This window comes from Mycetocola sp. Y442, from assembly GCF_056898615.1.
Window position 1 is genome coordinate 808,917 of sequence record NZ_JBXHBV010000001.1, and the last position, 22,142, is coordinate 831,058.

Genomic DNA, 22,142 nt, shown 5'->3' on the forward strand with positions numbered 1-22,142 from the left:
TCAGTACCTCACTCGCGGGTCGATGAGTGCCGCGATCACGTCGACGATGAAGTTGGTGAGGGCCACGATGACGGCGAGCAACACGACGATGCCCTGCACGGCCACGAAGTCACGGGCCTGCAGGTATTCGCTGAGCTGGAAGCCGAGGCCTTTCCACTCGAACGTGGTCTCGGTGAGGACCGCACCGCCGAGCAGAAGGGCGATCTGCAGGCCGATGACGGTGATGATCGGGATGAGGGCTGGACGGTAGGCGTGCTTCGTCACGAGCCTGAACTCGCTGACTCCGCGGGAGCGGCCGGCGTCGACGTAGTCGGTCGACAGCGTTCCGATGACGTTGGTTCGGACGAGCCGAAGGAAGATTCCCGCTGTAAGGAGTCCGAGGGTCAGCCCGGGGAGAACGGCGTGGGCTAGCACATCTCCGATGATCCCGGGGTCCCCGATGCGGAGCGCGTCCCACAGGTAGATTCCCGTCTTGCCCTCGAGGAGCTGCATCTCGAGTTCGGTGTTCGTTGTCCCCCTGCCCGAGACCGGGAGCACCTTCAGCCAGACCGAGAAGATCAGTTTGAGGAGCATTCCCGCGAAGAACACGGGGGTGGCGTACGCGAGGATCGCGAGCACTCGCAGGATGGCATCCGGAGTCTTGTCACGAAAATACGCGGCGACCATGCCGAGCGGGATGCCGACGATGAACGCGACGATGAGTGCGTAGAACGCGAGCTCGAGCGTGGCGGCACCGTAGGTGAGGAGGACTTCGAGAACCGGCCGGTTATCGCTCAGCGTCGTGCCGAAGTTGCCGGTGAAGATCTGGCCGAGGTATTCGAGGTACTGCACAAAGATGGGCCGGTCGTATCCGGCGGCAGCGACGCGTTCGGCGAGCTGGTCGGCCGTGAGGCGGTCACCGAGGGCCGCCGTGATGGGATCACCCGTCGTCCTCATCAGGATGAAGACCAGCGTGACGAGGATGAATACCGTCGGGATGATGAGGAGGAAGCGCACGACGAGGTAACGCCAGAAACCGCCGCTCGAGGATGTCCTGGAGGACTTGGGTTCCGGCTTCGGAACGGGGCTGGGTTGTCCGTTCGTCGCCGGGAGGGTGAGGGAACTCAGGGGTCGACCTGCCAATCGAAAAGGTGCAGGGCGACCGGACGGAACCGGTCGCCCTGCAGCGTGTGCCGAAGACGCTTCGGCGGTGTGCTTACTTGCTCAGTGGTGCGTAACGGAACTTGAACGACGCGTCGAGAGTGACCCCGTCGACGTCGGATCCGGCTACAGCCACCTGGGCACCCTGGAGGTAGGGCACTGTCGACAGCTCGGCGCCCACCTTGGCCTGGATCTCCTCGAAGATCGCCGCCCGCTCGTCCGGGTCGACCGTTGAGGCCTGAGCGAGGATCAGGTCGTTGACTTCCTGGTTGTCGTAGTGGTTGGCGAGGAAGTTCTCCTGCAGGAAGAACGGTGTCAGGTAGTTGTCACCGTCGGAGTAGTCCGGGAACCAGCCGAGCTGGTATGCCGGGTACACGTCGGTGGTGCGGTCCTCCGAGTACTGCACCCACTCGGTGGTCTGCAGGTTGACCGTGAACAGGCCTGACGCTTCGAGCTGCGACTTGATCAGCGCGTACTCGTCACCGGACGACGGTCCGTAGTGGTCGTTCGAGTACTGCAGGTTCAGTTCGACCGGCGTCGTAATGCCCGCCGCTTCGAGCCGCTCGGTCGCCTTCTCCTCAGAGGGAGCGCCGTTGCCGTCGCCATAGAGATCCTTGAGGATCGTCGTTGCTCCGGTCAGGCCCTCGGGCATGAACGAGTACAGCGGCGTGTAGGTGCCCTTGTAAACCTCTTCCGCGATCTCTTCCCTGTCGATGAGGTCGGCGACAGCCTGGCGGACGGCGAGCGCCTTGGCCGGGTCGGCCTCAGCGGTCGTTGCGCCGAACGGCTGGGTGTTGAAATTAAAGACGATGTAGCGGATCTCACCACCAGGTCCCTGGTGCACCGTGACGTCGTCGTTGCCCTCGAGGTCTGCCGTGTCCGTTGCGCTCAGGCTGCGGAACGCCACGTCGATGTCGCCCTCCTGGACGGCGAGTTTGAGGTTCGAGGACTCCGCGTAGTACTTGACGTTGACGGTCTCCGTCTCTGCCTCGCCCAGGAGACCCTGGTAGTCGGGGTTCGCCTTGTAGGAGATCAGGTTGTTGAAGTCGTAACTCGCGATCGTGTACTGCCCGGCGAACGCCTCACCGTCCACGATCTCGTCGTCGGGCGTCAGGGCATCAGCGGCGAACACCTCCTCGTCGACGATCGGCCCGGCGGGGCTTGAGAGGATCTGAGCGAAGACCTGGTCGTTCTCCTGCTTGAGGTTGAACACCACGGTGAGCTCGTCAGGGGTCTCGACACTGTCGAGGTTGTAGAGAAGCGACGACGGACCGTTGTCATCGGCGATCGCGAGCTGACGGTCGAACGAGAATTTGACGTCGGATGACGTGAGCTCGTTGCCGTTCGCCCAGGTGAGTCCCTCCTTGAGCGTCACCGTGTACTGTGCCGGCGACGTGAACTCGGCCGACTCCGCGATGTCCGGTTCGACATCCGGGCTGCCGTACGGGGTGTTCATGAGGAACGGGAACACCTGGTTCATGACGGCGAATGATCCGTTGTCGTACGAGCCTGCCGGGTCGAGGGTGGTTACCTTGTCGGTCGTGCCGACGGTGATCGAGTCTCCCCCGGAGCCCGACGAGTTGTTGCCCGAGGTTCCTGCGCAGCCGGAGATCGCGAGGGCAGTGACAGCGAACGCTGCTGTGGCTGTCGCGATTCGCTTGCCGTTGGTGGATGCGGATGCCATATCCGTCTCCCCTTCTGTGAATGTGCGGACACGACAGCGCAGACGGGTGTCTGCAGCGCCGCAGTGTTTTGGTGTGATCCTTTACTAGCACAGGACGATGCAGGAGGTGAGGCTATGTCCTCTTCAGCACGATGGATTTACACAGTCGCAACATTGGGATGAAGATCCTGCGACGGATACCCGGCCGAGGGCGATCCGTTCGTAATTCATCCGTTCATCAGTTCGAGCGGTTAAACACAAAACCCCCGCAACAGTTACCTGTTACGAGGGTTTGGTGAGTTGTGACCCCAACGGGATTTGAACCCGTGCTGCCGCCGTGAGAGGGCGGTGTCCTAGGCCGCTAAACGATGGGGCCGGAAACAACGTGTTCGAGTATGGCACACGAATCACACACTTTCAAATTGAGCGGGGCGCCGGCGCCCAGCGCGGGCACGCTCAGAGTCTTTTCCCGCTCCCCCACGTGCGCAGGGGCCGAATTGCCGGGCCGGATTCTATGCACTACGGAGAATATTTCAAGCTCAGCCAGCCTCTTGCCCCGCGGGACGCCAACGGTATTAGCTCTGAGTATGAAACTGACCAAGCTCGAACACGCCGCCCTCGTTCTCGAAGAGTCAGGGAGGAAACTTTTTATCGATCCCGGATCATTCACGACTCCGATCACGGACGGCGCCCAGGCGGATGCCATTGTCGTCACGCACGAGCACGCCGACCACTGGACGCCGGAGCAGCTGGAGCGCATCAGATCGAAGAGTCCAGACGTACAGATCTTCGGCCCCGCCGGGTTCGCCCTCGCGGCATCCGGGTTCGATGTTCGGGTGGTGAAAGAGGGTGACAGGGTCGAGGTCGGGCCGTTTTCACTCGAGTTCTTTGGCGCCAGGCACAACGAGATTCACCGGTCGATCCCGATCGTCGACAACGTCGGCGTACTCGTCAACGACAGGGTCTATTACGCCGGCGATTCGTACACGATCCCCGCGGGCGTCGATGTCGACGTGATGGCCGTTCCCGCTGGCGCCCCGTGGCTCAAGATCGGCGAAGTCATGGACTTCGTTCTCGCGGTGAAACCCCGGAGGACGTTCCCGACCCACGAGATGGTTCTCGCGAAAGCGGGCAAGGACATGGCCAACGCCCGGATCGAATGGGCCACCAGCCAAAACGGAGGGGTGTTCTTCCCCCTGGGCCCGGGCGACACCCTGGATATCTGACGGTCGGGGCGGCATCGGGACGGGTACTCGCTCTCCATACACCACAGCCGTTCGCAACGCCACGGTGACGCGTGCGTTACCACTCCGCTCTGAATGCGGGCATACTCGTGCATACGCGGAACGGTCGAGCGCCGCTCCGCACGCACAGGGCTAGAGGAGCACGCAACGATGACAGACGAACCAGAGATCGAGCCGATCGAGATCACCTACGACGAGGATCGCTACCCGGCTCGCCCTCAACGGCTCCGTCCACGGTCCAACATGAGGACCAGCAGCATCCGCCGCTCGTTCTCCGACCCCCGTTCCGCCGACGCATCGAACCCGTCGTACGTGGAGTGGCTCATCCGGCAGTCCATGCTGCGTGACGCAGAGGTGCTCGGGCGAGGACTGTCCGGCCAGCCCAGCATGTGGCGTAACCCGTATGCGCGTCCCGACGCGCGGCGGGCGATCCAGACGGCATCCGTCTGGTTCACTGCATACCCCATTTCGCTCATCACCGGACACCAGTCCTACCTCGCTGCCCTCGGAGATGACGCCCTGTGGGATGCCTTCGAGAAGATCGGCATCACAGCGGTCCACACCGGCCCCGTGAAGCAGGCCGGTGGAATCACCGGCTGGACGTCAACGGCCAGCGTCGACGGCCACTTCGACCGGATCAGCACGCAGATCGACCCCGCCTTCGGCTCGGACGACGAGTTCAGGCAGCTTTCCGACGTCGCCGAGCACCACGGTGGAAGTGTCATCGACGACATCGTTCCCGGGCACACCGGCAAGGGTGCGGACTTCCGTCTCGCCGAGATGGGCTACAAGGACTACCCCGGGATCTACCACATGATCGAGATCCCGGAGGAAGACTGGCACGAACTTCCCGAGGTACCCGACCACCGCGATTCAGTGAACCTCGACCCGGCTACAGAAGCCCGGCTCGCGGAGCTCGGCTACATCATCGGCCAGCTGCAGCGGGTCATCTTCTACTCGCCGGGAACCAAGGAGACGAACTGGAGCGTCACCGCTCCCGTGCTCGGGCCGGACGGCCGGACCCGTCGCTGGGTGTACCTGCACTACTTCAAGCAGGGTCAGCCGTCGATCAACTGGCTCGACCCAACGTTCGCCGGAATGCGACTCGTGATCGGCGACGCCCTTCACTCGCTCGGCGACCTGGGTTCGAGTGCGCTCCGCCTCGACGCGAACGGATTCCTCGGCGTGGAGAAGAGCGCCGAGGGCTCCCCCGCGTGGTCAGAGGGACACCCGCTCTCCGAAGCGGCCAACCACGTCATCGCGAGCATGGTACGCAAGGTCGGCGGGTTCTCCTTCCAGGAGCTCAACCTCACCATGGAAGACATCCGCGACACCGGCCGGGTTGGCGCTGACCTGTCGTACGACTTCATCAACAGGCCTGCCTACCAGCACGCTCTCGCGATGGGCGACACCGAGTTCCTCCGCCTGACCCTCCGGACGTCACTGTCCACCGGGGTCGAGCCGGTGAGCCTCGTCCACGCCATGCAGAACCACGACGAGCTGACCTATGAACTCGTCCACTGGGCAACCCTGCACCGCGCAGACCTGTACCCGTTCCGCGATGAGGAGATGACGGGAGCGCAGCTGGCCGAAACCATCAGGGCCGACCTCCTGGAGAAGCTCACCGGTGAGGCTGCGGACTACAACCTCGTGTTCACGACCAACGGAATCGCCTGCACCACGGCATCCGTCATCGCCGCGGCACAGGGCCTGACCACGCTCGACGCGATCACCGATGACCACATCGATGACATCCGGCGCGCGCACCTCGTCCTCGTCATGTTCAACGCCTGGCAGCCCGGCGTCTTCGCGCTCTCCGCGTGGGACCTGCTCGGAATGCTCCCCCTGCCGTCGAGCGAGGTCAAGGACCTCATCGCCGAGGGAGACACCCGCTGGGTGCACCGCGGTGCGCACGACCTCATGGACGTCGAGCCGGATGCCACGGCGTCGAGTTCGGGGATGCCCCGCGGTCGTTCGCTGTACGGCTCACTGCCGACACAGCTCGAGGACGAGAACTCCTTCGCCAGCCAGGTGTCACGAATCCTCTCCGTCAGGTCATCGCTCGGAATCGACGTCGGCACCCAGCTCGACATTCCCGACGTTGCCCACCCGGGAATGCTCGTGATGGTCCACCGTCTCGACGGTGGTGACGCGACACTCGAGGATGCGCCTCTCCAGGTGACAGTGCTCAACTTCACCGGCGAGACGATCGAGGGCACCGTGCGCTCCGAGGCCTTCACACCGCGTCACGTTGTGTACGACGCGCAGACGAGGGAGGACATCGGTCACGTCGACGATCTCCAGAGCTTCACCGTGCGCCTCGAGCCTTATGCGGGCCTCTGCCTCCTCGGCCGGGCCCCCGACGAGGAGCAGGTCGACCTCAGCGAGCTCGACGAGTAACTCTCGACTCCAGCACAGGGCGCCCGGGCAGACACCGCCGGGGCGCCCTGCGTCGTTAACCGGGGCGCGCTGACGCGCCGTTCAGGCCGATCGATGCTCATGGTCGGCGTCCGTGAGAAACTCATTGCGCTGCTCGATCAGCCTTCGCATGTATCTGGCGAGCACGAACCGCTCGGCCAGGCGGCCGAGGAGCCCAAACGGCGCGGCGAACGAGACCCGGTCGACCATGACCGAACCCGTTCCGTGCGGGCGGAACAGGTGTTCGTGCCGGAAGCACCGGAACGGACCGCGAACCTGCTCGTCGGTGAACGAGTGCGGTGCGCTCATCGCGGTGATGCGACTCGTCATGCGGAGCGGCAGCCCGAAGTGCCATGCCCGCCACGTCACCTCCTCATCGAGGCCGATGAGTCCCTCCGTCACGCCTCCGACCGCCGTCTCCCGTGACCTCGACATTGAGGCAGTGTGGGCTGTGATGTCGCGGGAGAGGTCGAAGAGCCGGTCAACGGGCAGCACCGACTCCGTGGTGCATTCAAAGGAGACCGGCATGGCGCACAACCTACCAGCAGGAGCGTCTTTCCAAGGTTTGCGCTACGACTCAGCTCGCGTGCGGCTGCGCTGCCGTGCCGTGTAAATCCGCTCGACTACCCACAGCACAACACCGATGGCGAGGAGCGCGAGCGCGATCCCGTACTGCCCGCCGGGTCGGCCCGAGGTCCACGGAAGCACCAGGTAGAGGCACGTGATCGCACCGATGACCGGCAGAACGACGGGTGTACGGAAGGTCTTGTGCTCGACGGGCTGTCGCCGCAGCACCAGAACCGTCACATTGACGACAGCGAACACGGTGAGCAGCAGGAGTGAAGTCGTGCCGCCAAGGAGGGCGACGATGGAGCCCTCGGCATCGAGCGAAACATAGACGATGAGGCCAGCCGCGAGCACGCTCGTGAAGAGGATCGCCGCCCACGGCGTGCGTCGTTTCGGTGCCACTTTCGCCAGGAAGGGCGGCAGGACGTTCTGCCTGCTCATGCCGTAGAGCAACCGGCTAGCCATCATCATGTTGATGAGGGCGGTGTTGGCGACAGCGAACATAGAGATGAACGGCAGCAGGTTGTTGATCGGGAAGCCGGGCGCTGCAGCTTCGACGGCCGTCACAAGCGGTGTCTCACTCCCGACCAGCTGCCCGATGGGCACAAGCGCGACGACGGTGATCGATACGAGAACGTAGATGACCGCGGCGATACCGAGTCCGCCCAGCATCATCTTCGGGAAGATCCGACTCGGGTCTTTGGTCTCCTCGGCCATGTTGACGGAATCCTCAAAACCAACCATCGCAAAGAACGCCAGGGATGTGGCGGTACTCACGGCGAGCAGCACGTTCTTGTCCTCGGGGGTTTCAAAAGCAACGACCCGTGACCAGTCGGCGTTCCCGCCGGCGATCGCCCACATACCGATGAGGATGACGAGAAGCAGACCCGACAGCTCAACGAGGGTCAGGACGACGTTGAGCCACACGCTCTCGGTAACACCGCGGAGATTGACCAGCATGATCAGCAGGATGAATGCGAGCGCGATGAACATGGTCATCACGGTCTCGTCGGGGAGGTTGAAGGCGACAGCGAGGTTCGCCGCAAACGCACGCGAGGCGGTCGACGCGGAGGTGATGCCAGAGCTCATCACAATGAAGCACACGATGAAGGTGAGGAAGTGGATGCCGAAGGCCTTGTGCGTGTACAGCGCGGCGCCGGCAGCCTGCGGGAACTTCGTCACGAGTTCCAGGTAGGAGAACGCCGTCACTGTTGCCACTGCGAAGGCGAGGAGGAACGGCAGCCAGGCGGCCCCTCCGACTTCGGCTGCGACCTGCCCCGTGAGAGCGTAAATGCCGGTACCGAGGATGTCCCCGACGATGAACAAGAGCAACAGGCCAGGCCCAAGCACCCGTTTGAGTTCGTGCTTCTCGGGCTCGACAGTCTTGACGACTTGCGTCCAGGACGGATCACTCATGTTGTGCCTCCTTCGTCGGGCACCTAGCCGATCACATTGGGCGATCTACATCAAGCCTTTTTGACGAGATGTCGCCGGGCACACCCGCAACTGGTCGATGTTCGAGCCGGTTGCGGGTGGGACTGCTGGCGACTATGTCCGCGCACTCACGAGGTCTCAGTCGAATGATCGACCGCCGAGATGAGGGCGTCGACCGCGTTCAGCAACTCGTGGAGCGCCTGGCGTTCTATGGAGTCCTCACGCAGTTGTTGAACCGCAAAGGTGGCCGCGTTCGCGTATTTCCGAGCGTCAGCGATGAATGACTCTGATTCGAAGTCGGTCATGGCAGTCCTTTCGCCAGATGTCGTTGAAGAGGTGCACGAAAACGTCATCGGCGATGACGTTTGCGATCACTCTTTCAGCTTCGGTCACTGGAACGTAAGGCCCTAGGTCCCTTCCGCCCTGGCGCCGTTGCCCGTGGCTTAAGCCAGGTCACGGAGCCGGTCGGTGACCGTGTTCCCGTCGCCGGCTCGACGCTCATAGGTGACCGCAATGATCAGGAGCACTGCGCCGACGACGGCAAGTGTTATCCACCACGGCATTGACTCGATCCCCCGGCCGATCTGCACCAGGAAGACGACCACGTTCTCGATCGGAAGCACGGTGATACCGAGCAGGAAGGGAGCCGCGAGCTTCAGACTCGAACCGACGAGGATGGCAACGAGCGCGACGACGATCACGAAAATCGCGCGCCACGTTTGTGGGTCGGTGAAGGTGGCGGTGACGGATGCCGACAGCAGCGTCACGAGGCCCGGAGCAAGCAGCGCCCACGAGCCGCCCCAGCCTGCGGGCCAGCTGCTAACCGTGGCGTCGGCCCTTCGATCGGCATCCGGATGCTGACGAGCAGCCAGGATGATCGCTCCGGCTGCGAGCAGAAAGGCCCCGAGAGGTACCGAGAACCACTCGACCCGCAGATCACGTGGGCTCCAGCCGACGATAGCGGTGATAAAGGCGATCCCGAAGATGAACCAGACCGGAGGCAGGCTCGACGGCCGCGTGCGCAACCGCCACGCGATGATGACAACGGTCATCAGGTACGCGAGCATGAGCAACCACATCGCCCAGATCGTGAACCAGTCGCGCTCGATCGCGGTCCAGGTTGCGACGGCGACGTAAAGCGCCGCGGGCGCATACAGCCAGCGGGTGCGAGCCAGCAGCGATTTCTCAACCGCCGCCGACCGAAGTGACCTCGCGGCAGCGGCCGCCGGCAAAGCACCCGCCAGTCCGATTCCGAAACACAGCAGGACGAGCGGTATCCCTCCGGTGATGATCGGGTCAGCGCCGAGTCCGAACCTCACGCCCTGGATCGCACCGGCCGCACCGGCCGCTATCGCAACACACAGGGTCGGAGTGCGGAGGGTGCGTAACAACCGCCCACGGGGTGAAGAGCCGCGCCCGAGCACCGCGCCGAGCGCGAGCAGCACCCAGGACGCAGCGACAAGGCCGTAGCCCCGCCACGGCGCCAGGGCGAACTGGCCTGTGCCCAAACCCGCCAGTACGACCAAAACGGGTGCGACGGCCATGACCAGGCCCGTCGCGTAGAGAGGGCTGGCCCGGTGACCGCGCGCAGTGAGGATCATGCCGATCGTTGCGGCTGCGAGGCTCGGCGGAAGCAGGTACGGCTCCAGCACATCGATACCGGCGATGGCCCACAGGCACCAGAGTGCACCAGTGAACGACGCCCCGGCGACCCACCAGCCGTAGCGACGGTTCGCCCAGACCGATGTGGCCGCTGCGCCGAATCCCAGGATCACCAGAACGATAAAGGTGGTCGGCAATCCCGCCGCGTCACGCACGAGCGCCAGTACAACCGCGATGACGGCGGTGAGAGCGGTGGACGCTTCGATCGCGATGCGCGCCGCCGTGGCATCCGCTGCCCCAATGCCACGCCTACGGAGAACCGAGCCGATGAGGCTCGTGCTGGGCAACACGGTAGCCGCGATCGCGGCGATGACCGGCAGCGTCACGGGGGACGCGCTGCCGAGGAGCACCTGGGCGCCGAGGCACACCACCACTACCGCGAGTGACGGAACGAGCAGGCCGGCAGCAATCGCACGGAGCACCACGCTGAGACCGGGACGGCGCGAAACCAGGAGGGTGAGCGCGAGCAGGAAGATCAGGGAGGTGGAGAGCGCTGTCCAACCGCTGCGCTCAAAGACCACCTGCAGGATGCCGATCAGGAACGGCACACTCGTCACAACGAGGATCGCGTGCCACGACGGCGGCGTTACCCTGCGGATGAAGGTTGCGGCGATGGCGCCGATCGAGGCAACGGATGTGGTCAGACAGAGCAATGGGATGGTTTCGACGCCCTGTTCGGCGAGCGCCGTGGCGACGATGACCAGCGCATATGCGTAGCCTGCGCCGACATGGAGAAACCGCGCCCGGGTCGGCACTGTCCGGCTGAGAACACCGATGGTCACAACGACCGCGATGCCCGCCGGCACTGTGCCGCTGTCGTCGGTCCGCGAATATACGATCGCAAGCAGCACAGCAAAATGGCTGCCGACGATGAGCGGCAGCCGCGTTCTCATCGCGGCATCCCTGATCCGTGGCACAGCCACGATCGCCATACTCACCGTCGCCGCCAGGCCCAGGGCGAGCGCGATGCGCACCCACACCGGAAGGACACTCAGACAGGCGAAGGTGAGCCCGGCGAGCGCGATGAGCCAGAGGGCGAGGGTGCCGATGACCGACGCCAGTCGAACGGAGGCGGCTTTGGACAGCGTGTCATCAGCCCAGGTGCCACCACCACGCCCCGTAATCGCCGAGAACGCTCCTAGCCCCGCCGCCGCGGCCGCGAGGCCGACCACAACGGCGACAATGCTGCCCGGCGGCACGGTCAGGATCCGCCCCTCGGCGGGATCCACGAGAGCCTCGAGGACCGTAGACGTCCCGATCTGCATCGCGAGCAGAACCGGTGAGAGCACGCTCACGAAGGCAACAACGAGTGCACCGCCCAGAAACGACCGCCGCCCCAGCGAAGGCACTGTTCGCGTGAGCGCGTTCAGCACGAGCACCGCGGCGACTCCCGCTGCGGGCAACAGCGCCTGATCCCACTCGCCGACCCCGTGGCTGCCGAGCGCAAGGGCGAGCGGGAGACTGATGGCGGCACCCACACCGGCGGCACCGGCCGTCGCACTCCAGAAGGTCCTGGCGAACTGCCGCGTCGTGAGGACAGCCAGCACGGCGACGACGGCCAGGACAGCAGATATCGTCAGCCAGTACTCCGTGGTCGAGCGAGACCCGACGAACCACACCTGCGCGAGCACGATCACTGTCGCGAGGATCTGGAGCATCTCAAGCGCTGTGCGCTCCGACTCGATCCGCTCGCCAAACGATTGCTCGACGCGTGGTATCAGCCTCATCAGGGCGAGAGCGGCAAACGCAACTCCAAGGTGTCCGAGCGTCGCCGACAGCGAGGTTCCACCCGCGTATCCCAGCATCGCGGGAACCAGTGCGAGACCCGAGAGAGAGATCCAGAGCCAGCTGCGGATGCGCGCGCGAACCGACGCGATGACCATCACGGTGCCGCCGATCAGGGTCCCGGTGGCGGCCAACACCCACGGGCCGGCTCCGGTCGGCGCAAGCTCCGAGAAAGCGGAGATATCGAGGGCGAGGAAGAGCATCCCCAGCCCTCCGACGGCTTCGGCCGAGAACTGGAGTTTGCGGCGCGCAAGCAGCCACGCTCCGCCGAGGAAGAGAATCGTGATCAGGCCGACAATCACGCTCCGGAGGGCGCGATCTGTGAGGTCGGGGTTGACGAAAGTGAAGACAAATGCGGAGACGGCGAAAAGTCCGGCACCTGCCACCGCGAGCACCGACTGCACTGTGGCACTGGAGCGCGGTTCGGGGCGAACGACCGCTTCGGTTTTCGGCTGACGTGGTACGGGCACGCGCGGGGGCGCCTGCATCCCCGGCACTGTCGCCGTCTTGCCTGCAGGGGCTGGGCGCAGCACGCGTTCGAGAACCTCCTGGCGCGCCATGAGCGCCTCAGCGGCCGCTTTCGAGGCGGTCCACAGCTCGGCTGCCATGTCGTCTGACAGTTCAGCTCCACAGTTGCGGCACCGTCGATCCACCAGCGCGTCGACCTCGCAGACCGGGCACGACGTGCCGTCGAGGAGATGGTTGACAGCGACAGTGCTCCACGGGCGCAGGGTGCGCAGCGTGGTCACGCGTCCGCGCCTTCCGTGCTGGCGCCGGTACCGGCATCCGCACCGCCCTCTTCGTCAGGAACCCACACGAAGATGTCGCCCGGCTGGCACTCGAGCACGCGACAAATTGCGTCGAGAGTCGAGAAACGCACGGCCTTCGCGCGCCCGTTCTTCAAAACCGAAACATTGGCGGGGGTGATGTCGATGGCGGCGGCGAAGTCAGCGACCGACATTTTCTTTTTCGCCAGTTCGACGTCGAGGTTGATCACGATGGGCATCAGACCACTTCCGCCAGGTCTTGTTCGAGCTGCGATGCTTTGCGCAGAAGCCCGCGCATGACGACGATTAGCAAGCCAAATCCGGAACCGAGGACGATCCCGAGCGCACACAGGATGGTGACGGACGGCGAGGCAACACCGGCCAAAGCAAGGGTGATGAAGGATCCTGCGATGAGGAGGGTCGCAACGGCGACGGCGCCCAGGATGATATCGACCCACTTGAACGCGTCGAGGCTGAAGATGCTCGAGCCGCGGACCAGAGACACGAGTCGCCACACGCAGACGAGCGCGACCTGCACGCAGAGCAGGAACGCCACTGTGATGAAGATGCCCGGCCCTTCCAGATAGCTCAGTTCGGGCGACCTCTCCGCCATCTGATCAGCGACGGCGGGAACCACGAACACCTGGCACACCAGCAACAGCGCGATCATCACGACGATGAGCGCTTTCAGGGCGACGATCGCTGTCCGGTCCATGTGGCTCCTATCGATTATCGATTTCTATCTATCGAAAAACAATATAGTCACACTGGGGCGGGCAGGGCTAGACATTCTTACTCTCCGCTCCGGTCGCCTCACGTTGACGCAGCCTGCGTTTGTTCTTCGCGTCAGGACTCGTCGGACAGAAATTGGAATGCATGGTCGCCGCAACTGGTTAGGACGCAAAGAGCTCGATTGCCGTTGCCCGGCCGCCTCGAGTTCGCCGTGCCCCAGACTGAACACAACACAACACAACACTGACCGATCAATACCAGGGAGAACGACATGACAGACATCGGAATCATCGGCAGCGGAGCGATCGGATCCGCTATCGCTCGCCTCGCCGTCAAGGCCGACTTCACCGTCATGATCGCGAACTCGCGTGGGCCAGAATCACTCACAGACCTCGTCGACGAACTCGGACCCAATGCTCGGGCCGGCTTGGTCCAGGATGCGGCGACCTTCGGCGAACTCGTCGTCCTGGCCATCCCGCTGAGCTCATACTCCAACCTGCCGGTGGCCAGCCTTGCAGGCAGAACGATTCTCTCGACCGGGAACTATTATCCGTACCGCGACGGGCGTATCGCTGAGCTGGACGCCCTTGAGACCACGACGGCGGAGTACGAGCAGTCACTCCTCCCCCACACGCACATCGTCAAGGCTTTCAACAACATCGTCGCCCACCACATCCCACTCCTCGCCCACTCGGAGCCGCGTACAGCCCTCCCGGTCGCCGGTGACGACGTTGCCGCGAAGACGGAGGTCTCGAGCGTCGTGCATGCGCTGGGCTTCGACACCGTCGACGCCGGGACCCTGGCCGAGTCATGGCGATTCGAGCCCGAGTCGGGCGCGTATACGGCGGTCTACGCCGCGGACGAGGACGGGTTCGGGAAGGACTTCCTCGCCGACCGAGGAGCTCCGGTCGCTGCGGAGCGTCTGCGTGAGCTGATCGCCGCATCACACCGACCCGACGTCGCGGCCCGGCAGTTCTGACCCACGGGCGCTGGGACTTTGAAAAGAATCGGTGTGGCCCGCGAGTTACTGGGCGTCGAGCCGCTCAGCAACCTCGGGCGGGAAACCACCGGTGGCAATCGGACCCCACCGGGTGGGCGTGATGCGGATCAACGACTTGTCCTGAACGGCCATTGCCGCACGGTACTCGTCCCAGTCCGGATGCTCGCCCGCGATGCACCGGAAGTAGTCAACCAGTCCGTCTGCGGCCTCCGGCATGTTCAGGACCTCCGCATCGCCATCGATTTGTACCCAGGGGCCGTCCCAGTCATCTGAGAAGACCACGACTGAGGTGTGCGGGTCCCTGGCAGCGTTGCGGGTCTTGCTGCGAGCCGGATAGGTAGAGATCACAATGCGACCTTCGGCGTCGACTCCCCCGGTCACGGGAGACATCTGGGGCCGGCCGTCCGCACGCGTCGTTGCGAGAAGCATCCGGTGACGGGGGCGGATGAAATCGAGGACTTCGTCGCGGTCGACGGGGGTTGAGGTTGCGATCGTTCGAGCCATGCCCCGACTATATCTCCGCCGGCATGGACGGGACAGGCATCACTGTGGTGCCGAGGAGCTGAAGCCCCTCGTAGTCGCGCGACCCGGGTTCCGCCGTGAGCACCGTGAGTTGTGCGGGTAAATCTCCCACAAGATCGAGGCCGTTGTAGCGCAACGTCAGTTCGCCGACCACGGGGTGATTGATCCGTTTCAGTCCCGTAGCGTGTTGCCACACGTCGTGACGACTCCAGAGCTGCCGGAAGTGATCGCTACGGGTCGAAAGCTCACCGACGAGGTCGTGGAGTTCCTTGCTGTGCGGGTCGCGGCCGGCTTCGGTGCGCAGCTGCGCAACATTTGTCCCGGCCACGGTTTCCCAGTCGGGGTAAAAGCGTCGGGCAACCGGCTCAAGAAAGATAAACCTGGCAAAGTTCGGCGGCGATGTGGTCGAACTCGCGATCATTTCGTTCATCAGAGCACCGCCGAGCGGGTTCCACGCCAGCAGATCTGTCCGACCGTTCCCGATCAGGGCGGCCGCAGACTGCATCGAGTCGAGGAACCACTGAATGCTCTGCGATGGCCGCCAGTGTCTCGCGACCTTCGCGCTTGCCCGAGGGGCCGCGGCGGCGCTTTCCGTTTGGCGCGCGAGCCGGTACAGATGCTCGCGTTCAGCGACGCCCATGAGCAGCGCCTTCGCTAAACCGTCAAGTACCGCGTCAGACGCGCCACCAATAGCGCCGCGTTCCAGGCGCGCGTAATACTCCACACTGACGCCTGCCAGGGCAGCCGCCTCGCCCCGACGCAAACCGGGTACCCGCCGGTCGCTGCCACGAGGCAATCCGACCTGCTCGGGCTCGACCCGGGCCCGCCGCGTCATGAGGAAGTCGCGAACCTCCGCTTGGTGCTCCATCACTGAAGTTTAGGTCGACACGGATCGCGAGTGGGATGCCCTGTCGGGGCACGTTAAGACGGGGACTCCCGCGCGCACGAATCACACGGTTTCCTGAGGTCATGCCCGTTCGATTCCTTGCCGCAACAGTGGCGGTTCTGCTGCTCACGAGCGTTGCAGCGTTTGCGAGCAACGCGACCACTGCCAGCGACGCGCACACCGCCAGCGACTTGAGCACCGCCACAAGTCCTCGGATTCAACTGAACGATTCCAGAGCCGCCATGCAACTCGCCGAGCGGCTCCCACGATCGCTGCTGTTCGGCGACCGTATGGGCACCGCCCAGGTCGCCTATCTGGCCGAACCGCCTGCAACTTCGGCTGTCGATTCCATCAGCGATTACCGGGCCGGTGACGTCGGCTATTGGGCGGCTGAGCACAGTATCGTCATCTTCGTCACCGATGGCGCGGGCATCCCGCACGACAGCGTTGTACTCGTGGGGCACGTCTCGGATGGCCTGGGCGGATTGGCCGGATGCAATCGGAACTGTCTCGTGTTCGTTGACCATTCACCGGACGGACGCGCCGGGGTAGAGGAAACCGATGGATAACACCGCCCCCTCGACAAGTCGAGGTAACTACCTGCTTCGCCTCCGATCCGCACCTGTCTGGATCGCGACGATTCTCGCAACCTTGACGGTGTTTGGTCCGTTGTCGATGGATCTCTACCTCCCGGTTCTCCCGAGCCTTGCGGACGACCTCAGCACCACGGTTTCCGCGGCGCAACTGACCATGACGACCTGCTTGTTTGGCCTCGCTTTTGGGCAAATCATCGCTGGTCCGCTTTCCGACCGGTATGGCCGTCGACGCCCCCTCGTCGCCGGCCTGGTCATTTACACGATCGCGTCTCTGTTGTGCGCACTCAGCCCGTCCATTGCTGCGCTCGTCGCTTTTCGACTCGTGCAGGGACTCGCCGGAGGCGTCGGACTGGTGATCGCGCAAGCCGTCGGCAGGGACATTTATCACGGGAACAAACTCACGCGCTACTACAGTCGCATCATCGTCCTTTCCGGCCTTGCAGCAATCGTCGCTCCCGTGATCGGTGGGCTGATCGCCTTGATCATCGACTGGCGCGGTTTCTTCGTCATCCTCACGGTGTTGGGCGTACTCGTCACCGCAGCCGTCGCGGCAGGGTTCGGCGAGACCCTTCCCATGAATGCGCGGCTCGCTGGCGGGATGCGTCAGATGTCGGGCCACGTCGGTGTGCTGCTGCGGGACAGACTGTTCGTTGGTGCGACCATCTCCAGCTCGCTCACGTCGGCCGCCTACTTCGCCTATCTCGCTGGCTCCCCGTTCGTGCTCGAGAACATCTACGGGCTGGCACCCGCGCAGTTCGCCCTCGTCTTTGGGGCAAACGCGGCAGGATTTGCCACTTTCGGTTTCCTTGCCGGACGCGCGGCCGAGCGATGGAGCGAACGCCGGGTCTTCGTGATCGGACTTGTGCTGATGATTCTCGGTGGCGCGATCCTCACAACCACCGTTCTGACTGGACTACCGCTTCCGCTGACGCTCGTTGCGCTCTTCCTGGTCGCCGCCGGGGCGGCAACGGTGTCACCCCCTGCGACGACCCTCGCACTCGTCGACTATCCCCAATACGCAGGCACCGCCGCGGCCATCCTCGGGCTCGCGCGATTCGCAGCGGGAGGAATTGCAGCACCGTTCGTTGGCCTCGCTGGCCCTCAGAGCATGGTGCCCATGGCACTGGTCGTCCTGGGAACCGCCACAACCGCCACGGTCGTGTACATGAGGCTCGTCCACCCGGCGCCCGTGAGAACGGAACCATGATCAGGGCTTGCGCACCAAACCTGTTTTCTGGCGGGCAACCCGGGCGCGGTGTGCCGCGTCGGCCACCCTCAACCCCGGCGCCTCGCTTGCCGTCGTTCTCGGTGCAGCGTTAGCGAGGCGCCGGGGCGACCGCCTCGATTTGTGCCAGCGCGTTGAGCGTGCGGGGGTGGCCGATGTACGCGACCAGGGCGGTGAGTACGCCAATCAAGTCGGTGCGACTGTTACCAACGTTGAGGTTGGCAGTCACGTGGCTCTTTACCTGGCTGTCGGCCCCGCCGAGCGCAGCGAGCAGAGCGAAGGTGATGAGTTCCCGCTGTTTCAGGTCGAAGCCGGTGCGGGTGTAGTAATCACCGAAGCAGTTCCCCGAGAGGAAGTGCTGGAAATGGAGAGTGTCGGCTGATGAACGGGCGTAGAGTCCATCGATGGTCTCCGACCCAAATATCTCCTTCTGCAGTGCCAGCCCGGCGGCCATCCGTGTATCGGGAGTCGTCGTCGCCTGGCCGTCCACGGGAAGCGGGATGCCCCGCTCGGCGAAAATCTCGTTGGTGGCCACAATGGCGTCGAGGGCGCGCGCGATCCCGACGTACGCGACGGACTGATAAGTCAGCTCCTTCACCTGGATGGCTGTGACGCCAACGTCGAGCGCTGCGCCGAGAAGAAGCCGGAACTCGCGCACGGCGCCAACGGCGATCGCTGCCGCGAGTTGATAGATGAGTCGGTCCGTGCGGGCCAGATCGACGTGTCGGAGGGTCTCGCCGAAAGCAAAATCCTGGTAGAGCGCAAAGAACTCGGGATCGGTCTCCGAGAGCGGCGGTCCCGAGGATACTCGTGTAGTGGGATGGACAATCTCACGTTCTCGCCGGGCTTCGTCGCGGATGGTCATCGTGTTCCTTTGCGCTGTTGCGTCGACAGTGACGTCAGATGAAGTCGAGGACTTCGTCGTGATCGACGGTGGTTGAGGTAGCGATTGTTCGAGCGATGCCCCGACTCTATCCGCGACGCCGCGAAACCATGGAACGCCGACGTGTTAAATGCACGCCGGATGCCCGCGCTAGGTACCGAAACGACTCTCTGCGCGGAGCCTCTCCGTGAGAACATCCAGGACAGGCAACTGTCCCTTGACCAGCTTCGCTCGTGCTTCTGCCAGCCCCACCCACCGCGCATCGTCGATTTCGGCGAACTCTTTCACGACCCCTGACCCCCTGGGCCACTCCAGCTCGAACGTATTACTCACCACCCGATCGACGGCGAAGTCTGTTTCTGCGGCGAAGACGGTCACCACCTTTCCCGATGGCTGGCGGAATTCCCCCAGGCTGGTATACCGCACATCAGGCGCGGGCGCACCGATCTCCTCCGCGAACTCGCGCCGTGCGGCCGCAAAAGGATCCTCGTCCGGCTCGTACTCTCCCTTCGGAATGGACCAGGCCGCAGCCTGCCTGCCCGCCCAGAACGGTCCGCCCATGTGGGCGATCCACACTTCCGGCTCACCTGCAGCCGTCAGCCGATACAGCAGGATGCCGGCGCTGTGCACGACCATCAGCTCGCCCCTCCGTTCCGATTTCTCACCTACTGACCCACCGGTCACCCCGAGCTTATGCGCCTCACGGGGTCCGATGAGCTTCCGCTGCGGCGGCGCCCGCCGGTTCTACTGCCACGCACCGAGGCTGGCGATCGAGGCGTCAATCATGTCGTAGTCCGTGGCTTTGTGCTCGATGGTGCTGCGGTAGTAAATGGGGCCGATTGCCTGGGCGGCTGCAAGCAAGGGATCACGGAGAAGGACAATCTCGCCGCGGTTCTGCGCATCGACGAGGCACGCGGCCAGGCGCTCGGACAGCGTTTGGGCGAATCGGCTTCGGCGAGCGTCCATGCCATCGTCCCAGAGTGCGGTGCTGGCAAGCGTCGCCGCGACGACGCGCACATCATGGTGATCGAGTTGACGGGCCAGCGAGACGAGTTGCGCACGGAGCCACTCCCGTGTGGGAATCGCGGGGCTATCGAAGAAGGGCATGGGAACGGTGGCCATCGCCTCCGCGAGCAGCTCAGCGCTGGTTGGCCAGTGACGATAGACCGTCGCGCGTCCGATCCCCGCGTGTTCAGCGATTCGCGCATGAGTCACCGCGCTCGGCCCCGCGGTCACAAGCAAGTGTCGCGCCGCGTCCAGTATCGCTTCGCTGCTCCGCTGGAACCTCGGGTCCGTTTCCTTCTTCATGCTCAAAGTCTATGAGACATCTTGACTTATACACGATATCCCGTGAGGCTTTGTCTTATGACGCATAATGTCTCACAAGCGCTGCGAGTGGCGGTTCTCGGGGCGACCGGTGCCACTGGTCGCCACGTCGTTGCCGCTGGTCTTCGTTCCGGCCACGACGTGGTCGCCCTCACGCGCAGGCCACGCTCTTTCGAGCCTTCACGGGGGCTCACGGAGTTCGCGTGGCCCGACGTCACGGATCCCGGTCCGCTGGCGGATGCGTTTTTGGGTGTGGACGCAGTTATCAGCACCATCGGCGGACCAGCCAGGGGGCCGACCACGGTGTGCACCGACGCGATAAATGCGGCTGTGCCGGCAATGGTCAAGGCGGAGGTGTCGCGTCTGATCGTGGTCAGCGCTCATGGCGTTCTTGAGAGCCACGATCGGTCCCTGTTTTCGATCTTGGCGTGGGCGGGGGTGGGTGAAAAGCTGAAGGACAAGGAGACGATGGAACCGCTGATCACTTCTTCCGGGCTGGAGTGGACAATCGTTCGCCCGCCGACGCTGAAGAACGCTCCCCCGGCTGGCGACTATAAGGTCGGCGAGGATCTTCCCATTCGTCCGTGGCACGCCATCGGCCGGGCAGACCTCGCAGCGTTCCTGATACACGAGGCAGAGATGGCCCGGTTTGTCCGTCAATACCCGAGGATCCGCCGATGACGGCCCCATACGAGCTCGAGGGGAAGGTCGCGGTGGTTACGGGGGCGACCGGAGGCATGGGGCAGGTCATCGCCCTCGAGCTGGCCCGGGCCGGCGCTCTCGTGATTGCCATTGCCAGGAACCCGCGGACTGCCGATACCCTCGCTTCGCAGATCCGGGGTGAAGAGGGCCCCGGCGGCTTCGAGGTCGTCGTCGGCGATTTGTCGAGGCGCGACGGAATAATCGGTGCCAGTCGCGCCATCCTTGCGCAGCACACATCCATCCATCTCCTGGTGAACAACGCCGGTGCCCATTTCCGCGACCGCCGCGTTTCCCCCGATGGGCTGGAAATGCATGTCGCCGTGGACTACCTGGCCGCTTACGGCTTGACCACGCTCCTTCTACCCGCCCTTCGGCGGGGTCGGGCGCGAGTGGTCAACGTGGCATCCGACAGCCTCCGCGACACCCGACAGGTGAAGCTGAGCGGCAAACCGCGACCAGCGACGCTCGACAGCAGTGACCTGGGCGACCTCACAAGACTCAACCCCGCGCCGGGGTTCGTGCCGTTCGAGGCGTATGCGCGGGCGAAACTGCTCACGGTGATGGCCGGTTACGACCTCGCCCGCACGGTTGCGTCAGACGGTGTAACTCTGAACGCGCTGCACCCCGGAATCGTGGCAACCGAGATCATCAATGACCTCATTCCTGCCGTTCTCCGTCCGGTGGGGGGCCTGATCCGCCGGTCCATGCTCACCCCCGCACAGGGGGCGGCTGCGACGCTGCACCTGGCTACCACCGCCGGGTTGAAGGGAGTGACCGGGCGTTACTTCGTTCATGGTGCCGAGACCCGCACACCGCCCATTTCGTATGACCTGATCGCGCAAGCTGGACTACGCGACGCCAGCGATCGGTTTCTCGCCGGAGATTGAGACGAAGCCGCAATGGGCGAACTTCGCGTTATGCCCTTGGCATTTCGAACCGAAGTACCTGCACGGCTCTCGAGCCAAGTCACGCCGGGGTCGAGGTCGAACCCCGGAAGTCGTCGTCCGTGATGTGCTCGAACCACGTTGTCGTCTCCGCGGGATCGTCCGCATTTTCGAACATGGCCAGGTGCTCCATGAAGGTACCAGCGGCGGAAGCGTGCCAGTGTTCCTGGCCCGGCGGGGTATAGATTGTCTGCCCGGGGTGCACTTCGACGATTTTGCCGTCGCGGGTACCGAACCGGCCAATGCCGCTGGTGACCCGGAGGTACTGCCCGCGGGCATGGGAATGCCAGGCGGTGCGAGCACCAGGAGCGAACCGAACGATGCCGACAACCATGCGCTGGTCGTCGTCGTGCGGGACCGTGATGGGGTCGAACCAAACGTCGCCGGCGAACTGCTCCGGCGGGTTTTTGATCGTCGGCTGAGTCGGCTCAATATTCATCGGGCTGCTTCTTTCCTGATCCGTGCCGTCGCTTCGGCTCCGTGCCGTCGCTTCGGCGGTTAGAGGGCGATCATAACCTTGAGAGCTTCGCGGTCATCCATTGCCCGTTCGCGTCGGGCACAGCGTCGAGGCCCGACGTCCAGTGAACGCGACAACCTGTCCGTGAGGGAGTCTCTGTGGAAGGGTGTATCAACAGAGAACCCCTTG

The 22,142-nt window shown here is 64.1% G+C and carries 21 protein-coding genes and 1 tRNA gene; 7 read left to right on the forward strand and 15 right to left on the reverse strand.

Going from position 1 to position 22,142, the window contains the following annotated elements; translation table 11 throughout:
• The 3 genes from AC1X6S_RS03820 to AC1X6S_RS03830 all read right to left on the reverse strand — a co-directional run bounded on the left by AC1X6S_RS03820 (position 1) and on the right by AC1X6S_RS03830 (position 3,179).
• On the reverse strand, positions 1 to 1,122 hold the full coding sequence (locus AC1X6S_RS03820; protein ID WP_483404464.1) for an ABC transporter permease: 1,122 nt from the start codon (positions 1,120 to 1,122) through the stop codon (positions 1 to 3).
• A 73-nt stretch (positions 1,123 to 1,195) separates the two neighbouring features.
• Positions 1,196 to 2,824: an ABC transporter substrate-binding protein gene (locus AC1X6S_RS03825; RefSeq protein ID WP_483404465.1), complete on the reverse strand. Its 1,629-nt coding sequence runs from the start codon at positions 2,822 to 2,824 to the stop codon at positions 1,196 to 1,198.
• Positions 2,825 to 3,106: 282 nt separating this feature from the next.
• Positions 3,107 to 3,179, reverse strand: a tRNA-Glu gene (locus AC1X6S_RS03830).
• A 211-nt stretch (positions 3,180 to 3,390) separates the two neighbouring features.
• Between AC1X6S_RS03830 and AC1X6S_RS03835 the strand changes: the two genes are divergently transcribed.
• Together AC1X6S_RS03835 and treS are read left to right on the forward strand one after the other, a co-directional pair.
• Positions 3,391 to 4,029 (forward strand): MBL fold metallo-hydrolase, encoded by a 639-nt coding sequence (locus AC1X6S_RS03835; RefSeq protein ID WP_483404466.1) that lies wholly within the window; start codon positions 3,391 to 3,393, stop codon positions 4,027 to 4,029.
• A gap of 168 nt (positions 4,030 to 4,197) precedes the next feature.
• On the forward strand, positions 4,198 to 6,447 hold the full coding sequence (gene treS / locus AC1X6S_RS03840; protein ID WP_483404467.1) for a maltose alpha-D-glucosyltransferase: 2,250 nt from the start codon (positions 4,198 to 4,200) through the stop codon (positions 6,445 to 6,447).
• An 81-nt stretch (positions 6,448 to 6,528) separates the two neighbouring features.
• On the opposite strand, the gene AC1X6S_RS03845 is transcribed toward treS, so the two are convergent.
• The 6 genes from AC1X6S_RS03845 to AC1X6S_RS03870 form a co-directional block, all read right to left on the reverse strand.
• The gene (locus tag AC1X6S_RS03845) at positions 6,529 to 6,993 is read right to left on the reverse strand and encodes an SRPBCC family protein (RefSeq protein WP_483404468.1); all 465 of its coding nucleotides are present in this window, start codon (positions 6,991 to 6,993) and stop codon (positions 6,529 to 6,531) included.
• A 42-nt stretch (positions 6,994 to 7,035) separates the two neighbouring features.
• The gene (locus AC1X6S_RS03850; RefSeq protein WP_483404469.1) at positions 7,036 to 8,448 is read right to left on the reverse strand and encodes an APC family permease; all 1,413 of its coding nucleotides are present in this window, start codon (positions 8,446 to 8,448) and stop codon (positions 7,036 to 7,038) included.
• A 146-nt stretch (positions 8,449 to 8,594) separates the two neighbouring features.
• Entirely contained in the window at positions 8,595 to 8,771 is a 177-nt protein-coding gene (locus tag AC1X6S_RS03855) for a hypothetical protein (protein ID WP_483404470.1), read from the reverse strand.
• 138 nt (positions 8,772 to 8,909) lie between these two features.
• Positions 8,910 to 12,662, reverse strand: coding sequence for an SCO7613 C-terminal domain-containing membrane protein (locus AC1X6S_RS03860; protein ID WP_483404471.1), 3,753 nt, complete (start codon positions 12,660 to 12,662; stop codon positions 8,910 to 8,912).
• Positions 12,659 to 12,919, reverse strand: a complete 261-nt coding sequence (locus tag AC1X6S_RS03865) for a helix-turn-helix domain-containing protein (RefSeq protein ID WP_108391368.1) — start codon at positions 12,917 to 12,919, stop codon at positions 12,659 to 12,661. The genes AC1X6S_RS03860 and AC1X6S_RS03865 overlap by 4 nt, the downstream gene beginning before the upstream one ends.
• Complete coding sequence (locus tag AC1X6S_RS03870; protein ID WP_483404472.1) at positions 12,919 to 13,395, reverse strand: DUF2975 domain-containing protein; 477 nt, start codon at positions 13,393 to 13,395, stop codon at positions 12,919 to 12,921. Before AC1X6S_RS03870 ends, AC1X6S_RS03865 begins: the two co-directional genes overlap by 1 nt.
• Positions 13,396 to 13,683: 288 nt before the next feature.
• Between AC1X6S_RS03870 and AC1X6S_RS03875 the strand changes: the two genes are divergently transcribed.
• Positions 13,684 to 14,391 carry an NADPH-dependent F420 reductase gene (locus tag AC1X6S_RS03875; protein ID WP_483404473.1) on the forward strand — a complete coding sequence of 236 codons (708 nt, stop codon included), beginning with the start codon at positions 13,684 to 13,686 and terminating at the stop codon, positions 14,389 to 14,391.
• Between the two features lie 45 nt (positions 14,392 to 14,436).
• On the opposite strand, the gene AC1X6S_RS03880 is transcribed toward AC1X6S_RS03875, so the two are convergent.
• Both AC1X6S_RS03880 and AC1X6S_RS03885 read right to left on the reverse strand, forming a co-directional pair.
• Positions 14,437 to 14,916: a PPOX class F420-dependent oxidoreductase gene (locus tag AC1X6S_RS03880; protein ID WP_483404474.1), complete on the reverse strand. Its 480-nt coding sequence runs from the start codon at positions 14,914 to 14,916 to the stop codon at positions 14,437 to 14,439.
• 7 nt (positions 14,917 to 14,923) lie between these two features.
• On the reverse strand, positions 14,924 to 15,802 hold the full coding sequence (locus AC1X6S_RS03885; protein WP_483404475.1) for a helix-turn-helix transcriptional regulator: 879 nt from the start codon (positions 15,800 to 15,802) through the stop codon (positions 14,924 to 14,926).
• Positions 15,803 to 15,903: 101 nt separating this feature from the next.
• On the opposite strand from AC1X6S_RS03885, the gene AC1X6S_RS03890 reads away from it, so the two are divergent.
• Positions 15,904 to 16,389, forward strand: a complete 486-nt coding sequence (locus tag AC1X6S_RS03890) for a cyclophilin-like fold protein (protein WP_483404476.1) — start codon at positions 15,904 to 15,906, stop codon at positions 16,387 to 16,389.
• A complete protein-coding gene (locus tag AC1X6S_RS03895) occupies positions 16,382 to 17,623 on the forward strand; it encodes a multidrug effflux MFS transporter (RefSeq protein WP_483404477.1) in 1,242 nt (413 codons plus the stop codon). Before AC1X6S_RS03890 ends, AC1X6S_RS03895 begins: the two co-directional genes overlap by 8 nt.
• 109 nt (positions 17,624 to 17,732) lie before the next feature.
• Here AC1X6S_RS03895 and AC1X6S_RS03900 read toward each other — a convergent pair whose 3' ends face one another.
• From AC1X6S_RS03900 to AC1X6S_RS03910, 3 genes are all read right to left on the reverse strand, one after another.
• Positions 17,733 to 18,506: a carboxymuconolactone decarboxylase family protein gene (locus tag AC1X6S_RS03900; RefSeq protein ID WP_483404478.1), complete on the reverse strand. Its 774-nt coding sequence runs from the start codon at positions 18,504 to 18,506 to the stop codon at positions 17,733 to 17,735.
• 168 nt (positions 18,507 to 18,674) lie between these two features.
• Positions 18,675 to 19,160: an NUDIX hydrolase gene (locus tag AC1X6S_RS03905; protein ID WP_483404479.1), complete on the reverse strand. Its 486-nt coding sequence runs from the start codon at positions 19,158 to 19,160 to the stop codon at positions 18,675 to 18,677.
• 108 nt (positions 19,161 to 19,268) lie between these two features.
• Entirely contained in the window at positions 19,269 to 19,832 is a 564-nt protein-coding gene (locus tag AC1X6S_RS03910) for a TetR/AcrR family transcriptional regulator (RefSeq protein ID WP_483404480.1), read from the reverse strand.
• A gap of 57 nt (positions 19,833 to 19,889) precedes the next feature.
• On the opposite strand from AC1X6S_RS03910, the gene AC1X6S_RS03915 reads away from it, so the two are divergent.
• Both AC1X6S_RS03915 and AC1X6S_RS03920 read left to right on the forward strand, forming a co-directional pair.
• On the forward strand, positions 19,890 to 20,531 hold the full coding sequence (locus tag AC1X6S_RS03915) for an NAD(P)-dependent oxidoreductase (protein ID WP_483404481.1): 642 nt from the start codon (positions 19,890 to 19,892) through the stop codon (positions 20,529 to 20,531).
• Positions 20,528 to 21,439 carry an SDR family NAD(P)-dependent oxidoreductase gene (locus AC1X6S_RS03920; protein ID WP_483404482.1) on the forward strand — a complete coding sequence of 304 codons (912 nt, stop codon included), beginning with the start codon at positions 20,528 to 20,530 and terminating at the stop codon, positions 21,437 to 21,439. Before AC1X6S_RS03915 ends, AC1X6S_RS03920 begins: the two co-directional genes overlap by 4 nt.
• A gap of 79 nt (positions 21,440 to 21,518) precedes the next feature.
• Here the strand turns inward: AC1X6S_RS03920 and AC1X6S_RS03925 are convergent, their stop codons facing one another.
• Entirely contained in the window at positions 21,519 to 21,935 is a 417-nt protein-coding gene (locus AC1X6S_RS03925) for a (R)-mandelonitrile lyase (protein WP_483404483.1), read from the reverse strand.
• Between the last annotated feature and the right edge of the window lie 207 nt (positions 21,936 to 22,142).

What these genes read in the sequence shown, in the direction of transcription:
- AC1X6S_RS03905 (WP_483404479.1), bottom strand. Translation starts at nt 19,160, where the DNA reads ATGGTCGTGCACAGCGCCGGCATCCTGCTGTATCGGCTGACGGCTGCA.
- AC1X6S_RS03875 (WP_483404473.1), top strand. Translation starts at nt 13,684, where the DNA reads ATGACAGACATCGGAATCATCGGCAGCGGAGCGATCGGATCCGCTATC.
- AC1X6S_RS03845 (WP_483404468.1), bottom strand. Translation starts at nt 6,993, where the DNA reads ATGCCGGTCTCCTTTGAATGCACCACGGAGTCGGTGCTGCCCGTTGAC.
- AC1X6S_RS03850 (WP_483404469.1), bottom strand. Translation starts at nt 8,448, where the DNA reads ATGAGTGATCCGTCCTGGACGCAAGTCGTCAAGACTGTCGAGCCCGAG.
- AC1X6S_RS03910 (WP_483404480.1), bottom strand. Translation starts at nt 19,832, where the DNA reads ATGAAGAAGGAAACGGACCCGAGGTTCCAGCGGAGCAGCGAAGCGATA.
- AC1X6S_RS03900 (WP_483404478.1), bottom strand. Translation starts at nt 18,506, where the DNA reads ATGACCATCCGCGACGAAGCCCGGCGAGAACGTGAGATTGTCCATCCC.
- AC1X6S_RS03895 (WP_483404477.1), top strand. Translation starts at nt 16,382, where the DNA reads ATGGATAACACCGCCCCCTCGACAAGTCGAGGTAACTACCTGCTTCGC.
- AC1X6S_RS03880 (WP_483404474.1), bottom strand. Translation starts at nt 14,916, where the DNA reads ATGGCTCGAACGATCGCAACCTCAACCCCCGTCGACCGCGACGAAGTC.
- AC1X6S_RS03870 (WP_483404472.1), bottom strand. Translation starts at nt 13,395, where the DNA reads ATGGACCGGACAGCGATCGTCGCCCTGAAAGCGCTCATCGTCGTGATG.
- AC1X6S_RS03920 (WP_483404482.1), top strand. Translation starts at nt 20,528, where the DNA reads ATGACGGCCCCATACGAGCTCGAGGGGAAGGTCGCGGTGGTTACGGGG.
- AC1X6S_RS03865 (WP_108391368.1), bottom strand. Translation starts at nt 12,919, where the DNA reads ATGCCCATCGTGATCAACCTCGACGTCGAACTGGCGAAAAAGAAAATG.
- AC1X6S_RS03925 (WP_483404483.1), bottom strand. Translation starts at nt 21,935, where the DNA reads ATGAATATTGAGCCGACTCAGCCGACGATCAAAAACCCGCCGGAGCAG.
- treS (WP_483404467.1), top strand. Translation starts at nt 4,198, where the DNA reads ATGACAGACGAACCAGAGATCGAGCCGATCGAGATCACCTACGACGAG.
- AC1X6S_RS03855 (WP_483404470.1), bottom strand. Translation starts at nt 8,771, where the DNA reads ATGACCGACTTCGAATCAGAGTCATTCATCGCTGACGCTCGGAAATAC.
- AC1X6S_RS03825 (WP_483404465.1), bottom strand. Translation starts at nt 2,824, where the DNA reads ATGGCATCCGCATCCACCAACGGCAAGCGAATCGCGACAGCCACAGCA.
- AC1X6S_RS03835 (WP_483404466.1), top strand. Translation starts at nt 3,391, where the DNA reads ATGAAACTGACCAAGCTCGAACACGCCGCCCTCGTTCTCGAAGAGTCA.
- AC1X6S_RS03885 (WP_483404475.1), bottom strand. Translation starts at nt 15,802, where the DNA reads ATGGAGCACCAAGCGGAGGTTCGCGACTTCCTCATGACGCGGCGGGCC.
- AC1X6S_RS03890 (WP_483404476.1), top strand. Translation starts at nt 15,904, where the DNA reads ATGCCCGTTCGATTCCTTGCCGCAACAGTGGCGGTTCTGCTGCTCACG.
- AC1X6S_RS03915 (WP_483404481.1), top strand. Translation starts at nt 19,890, where the DNA reads ATGACGCATAATGTCTCACAAGCGCTGCGAGTGGCGGTTCTCGGGGCG.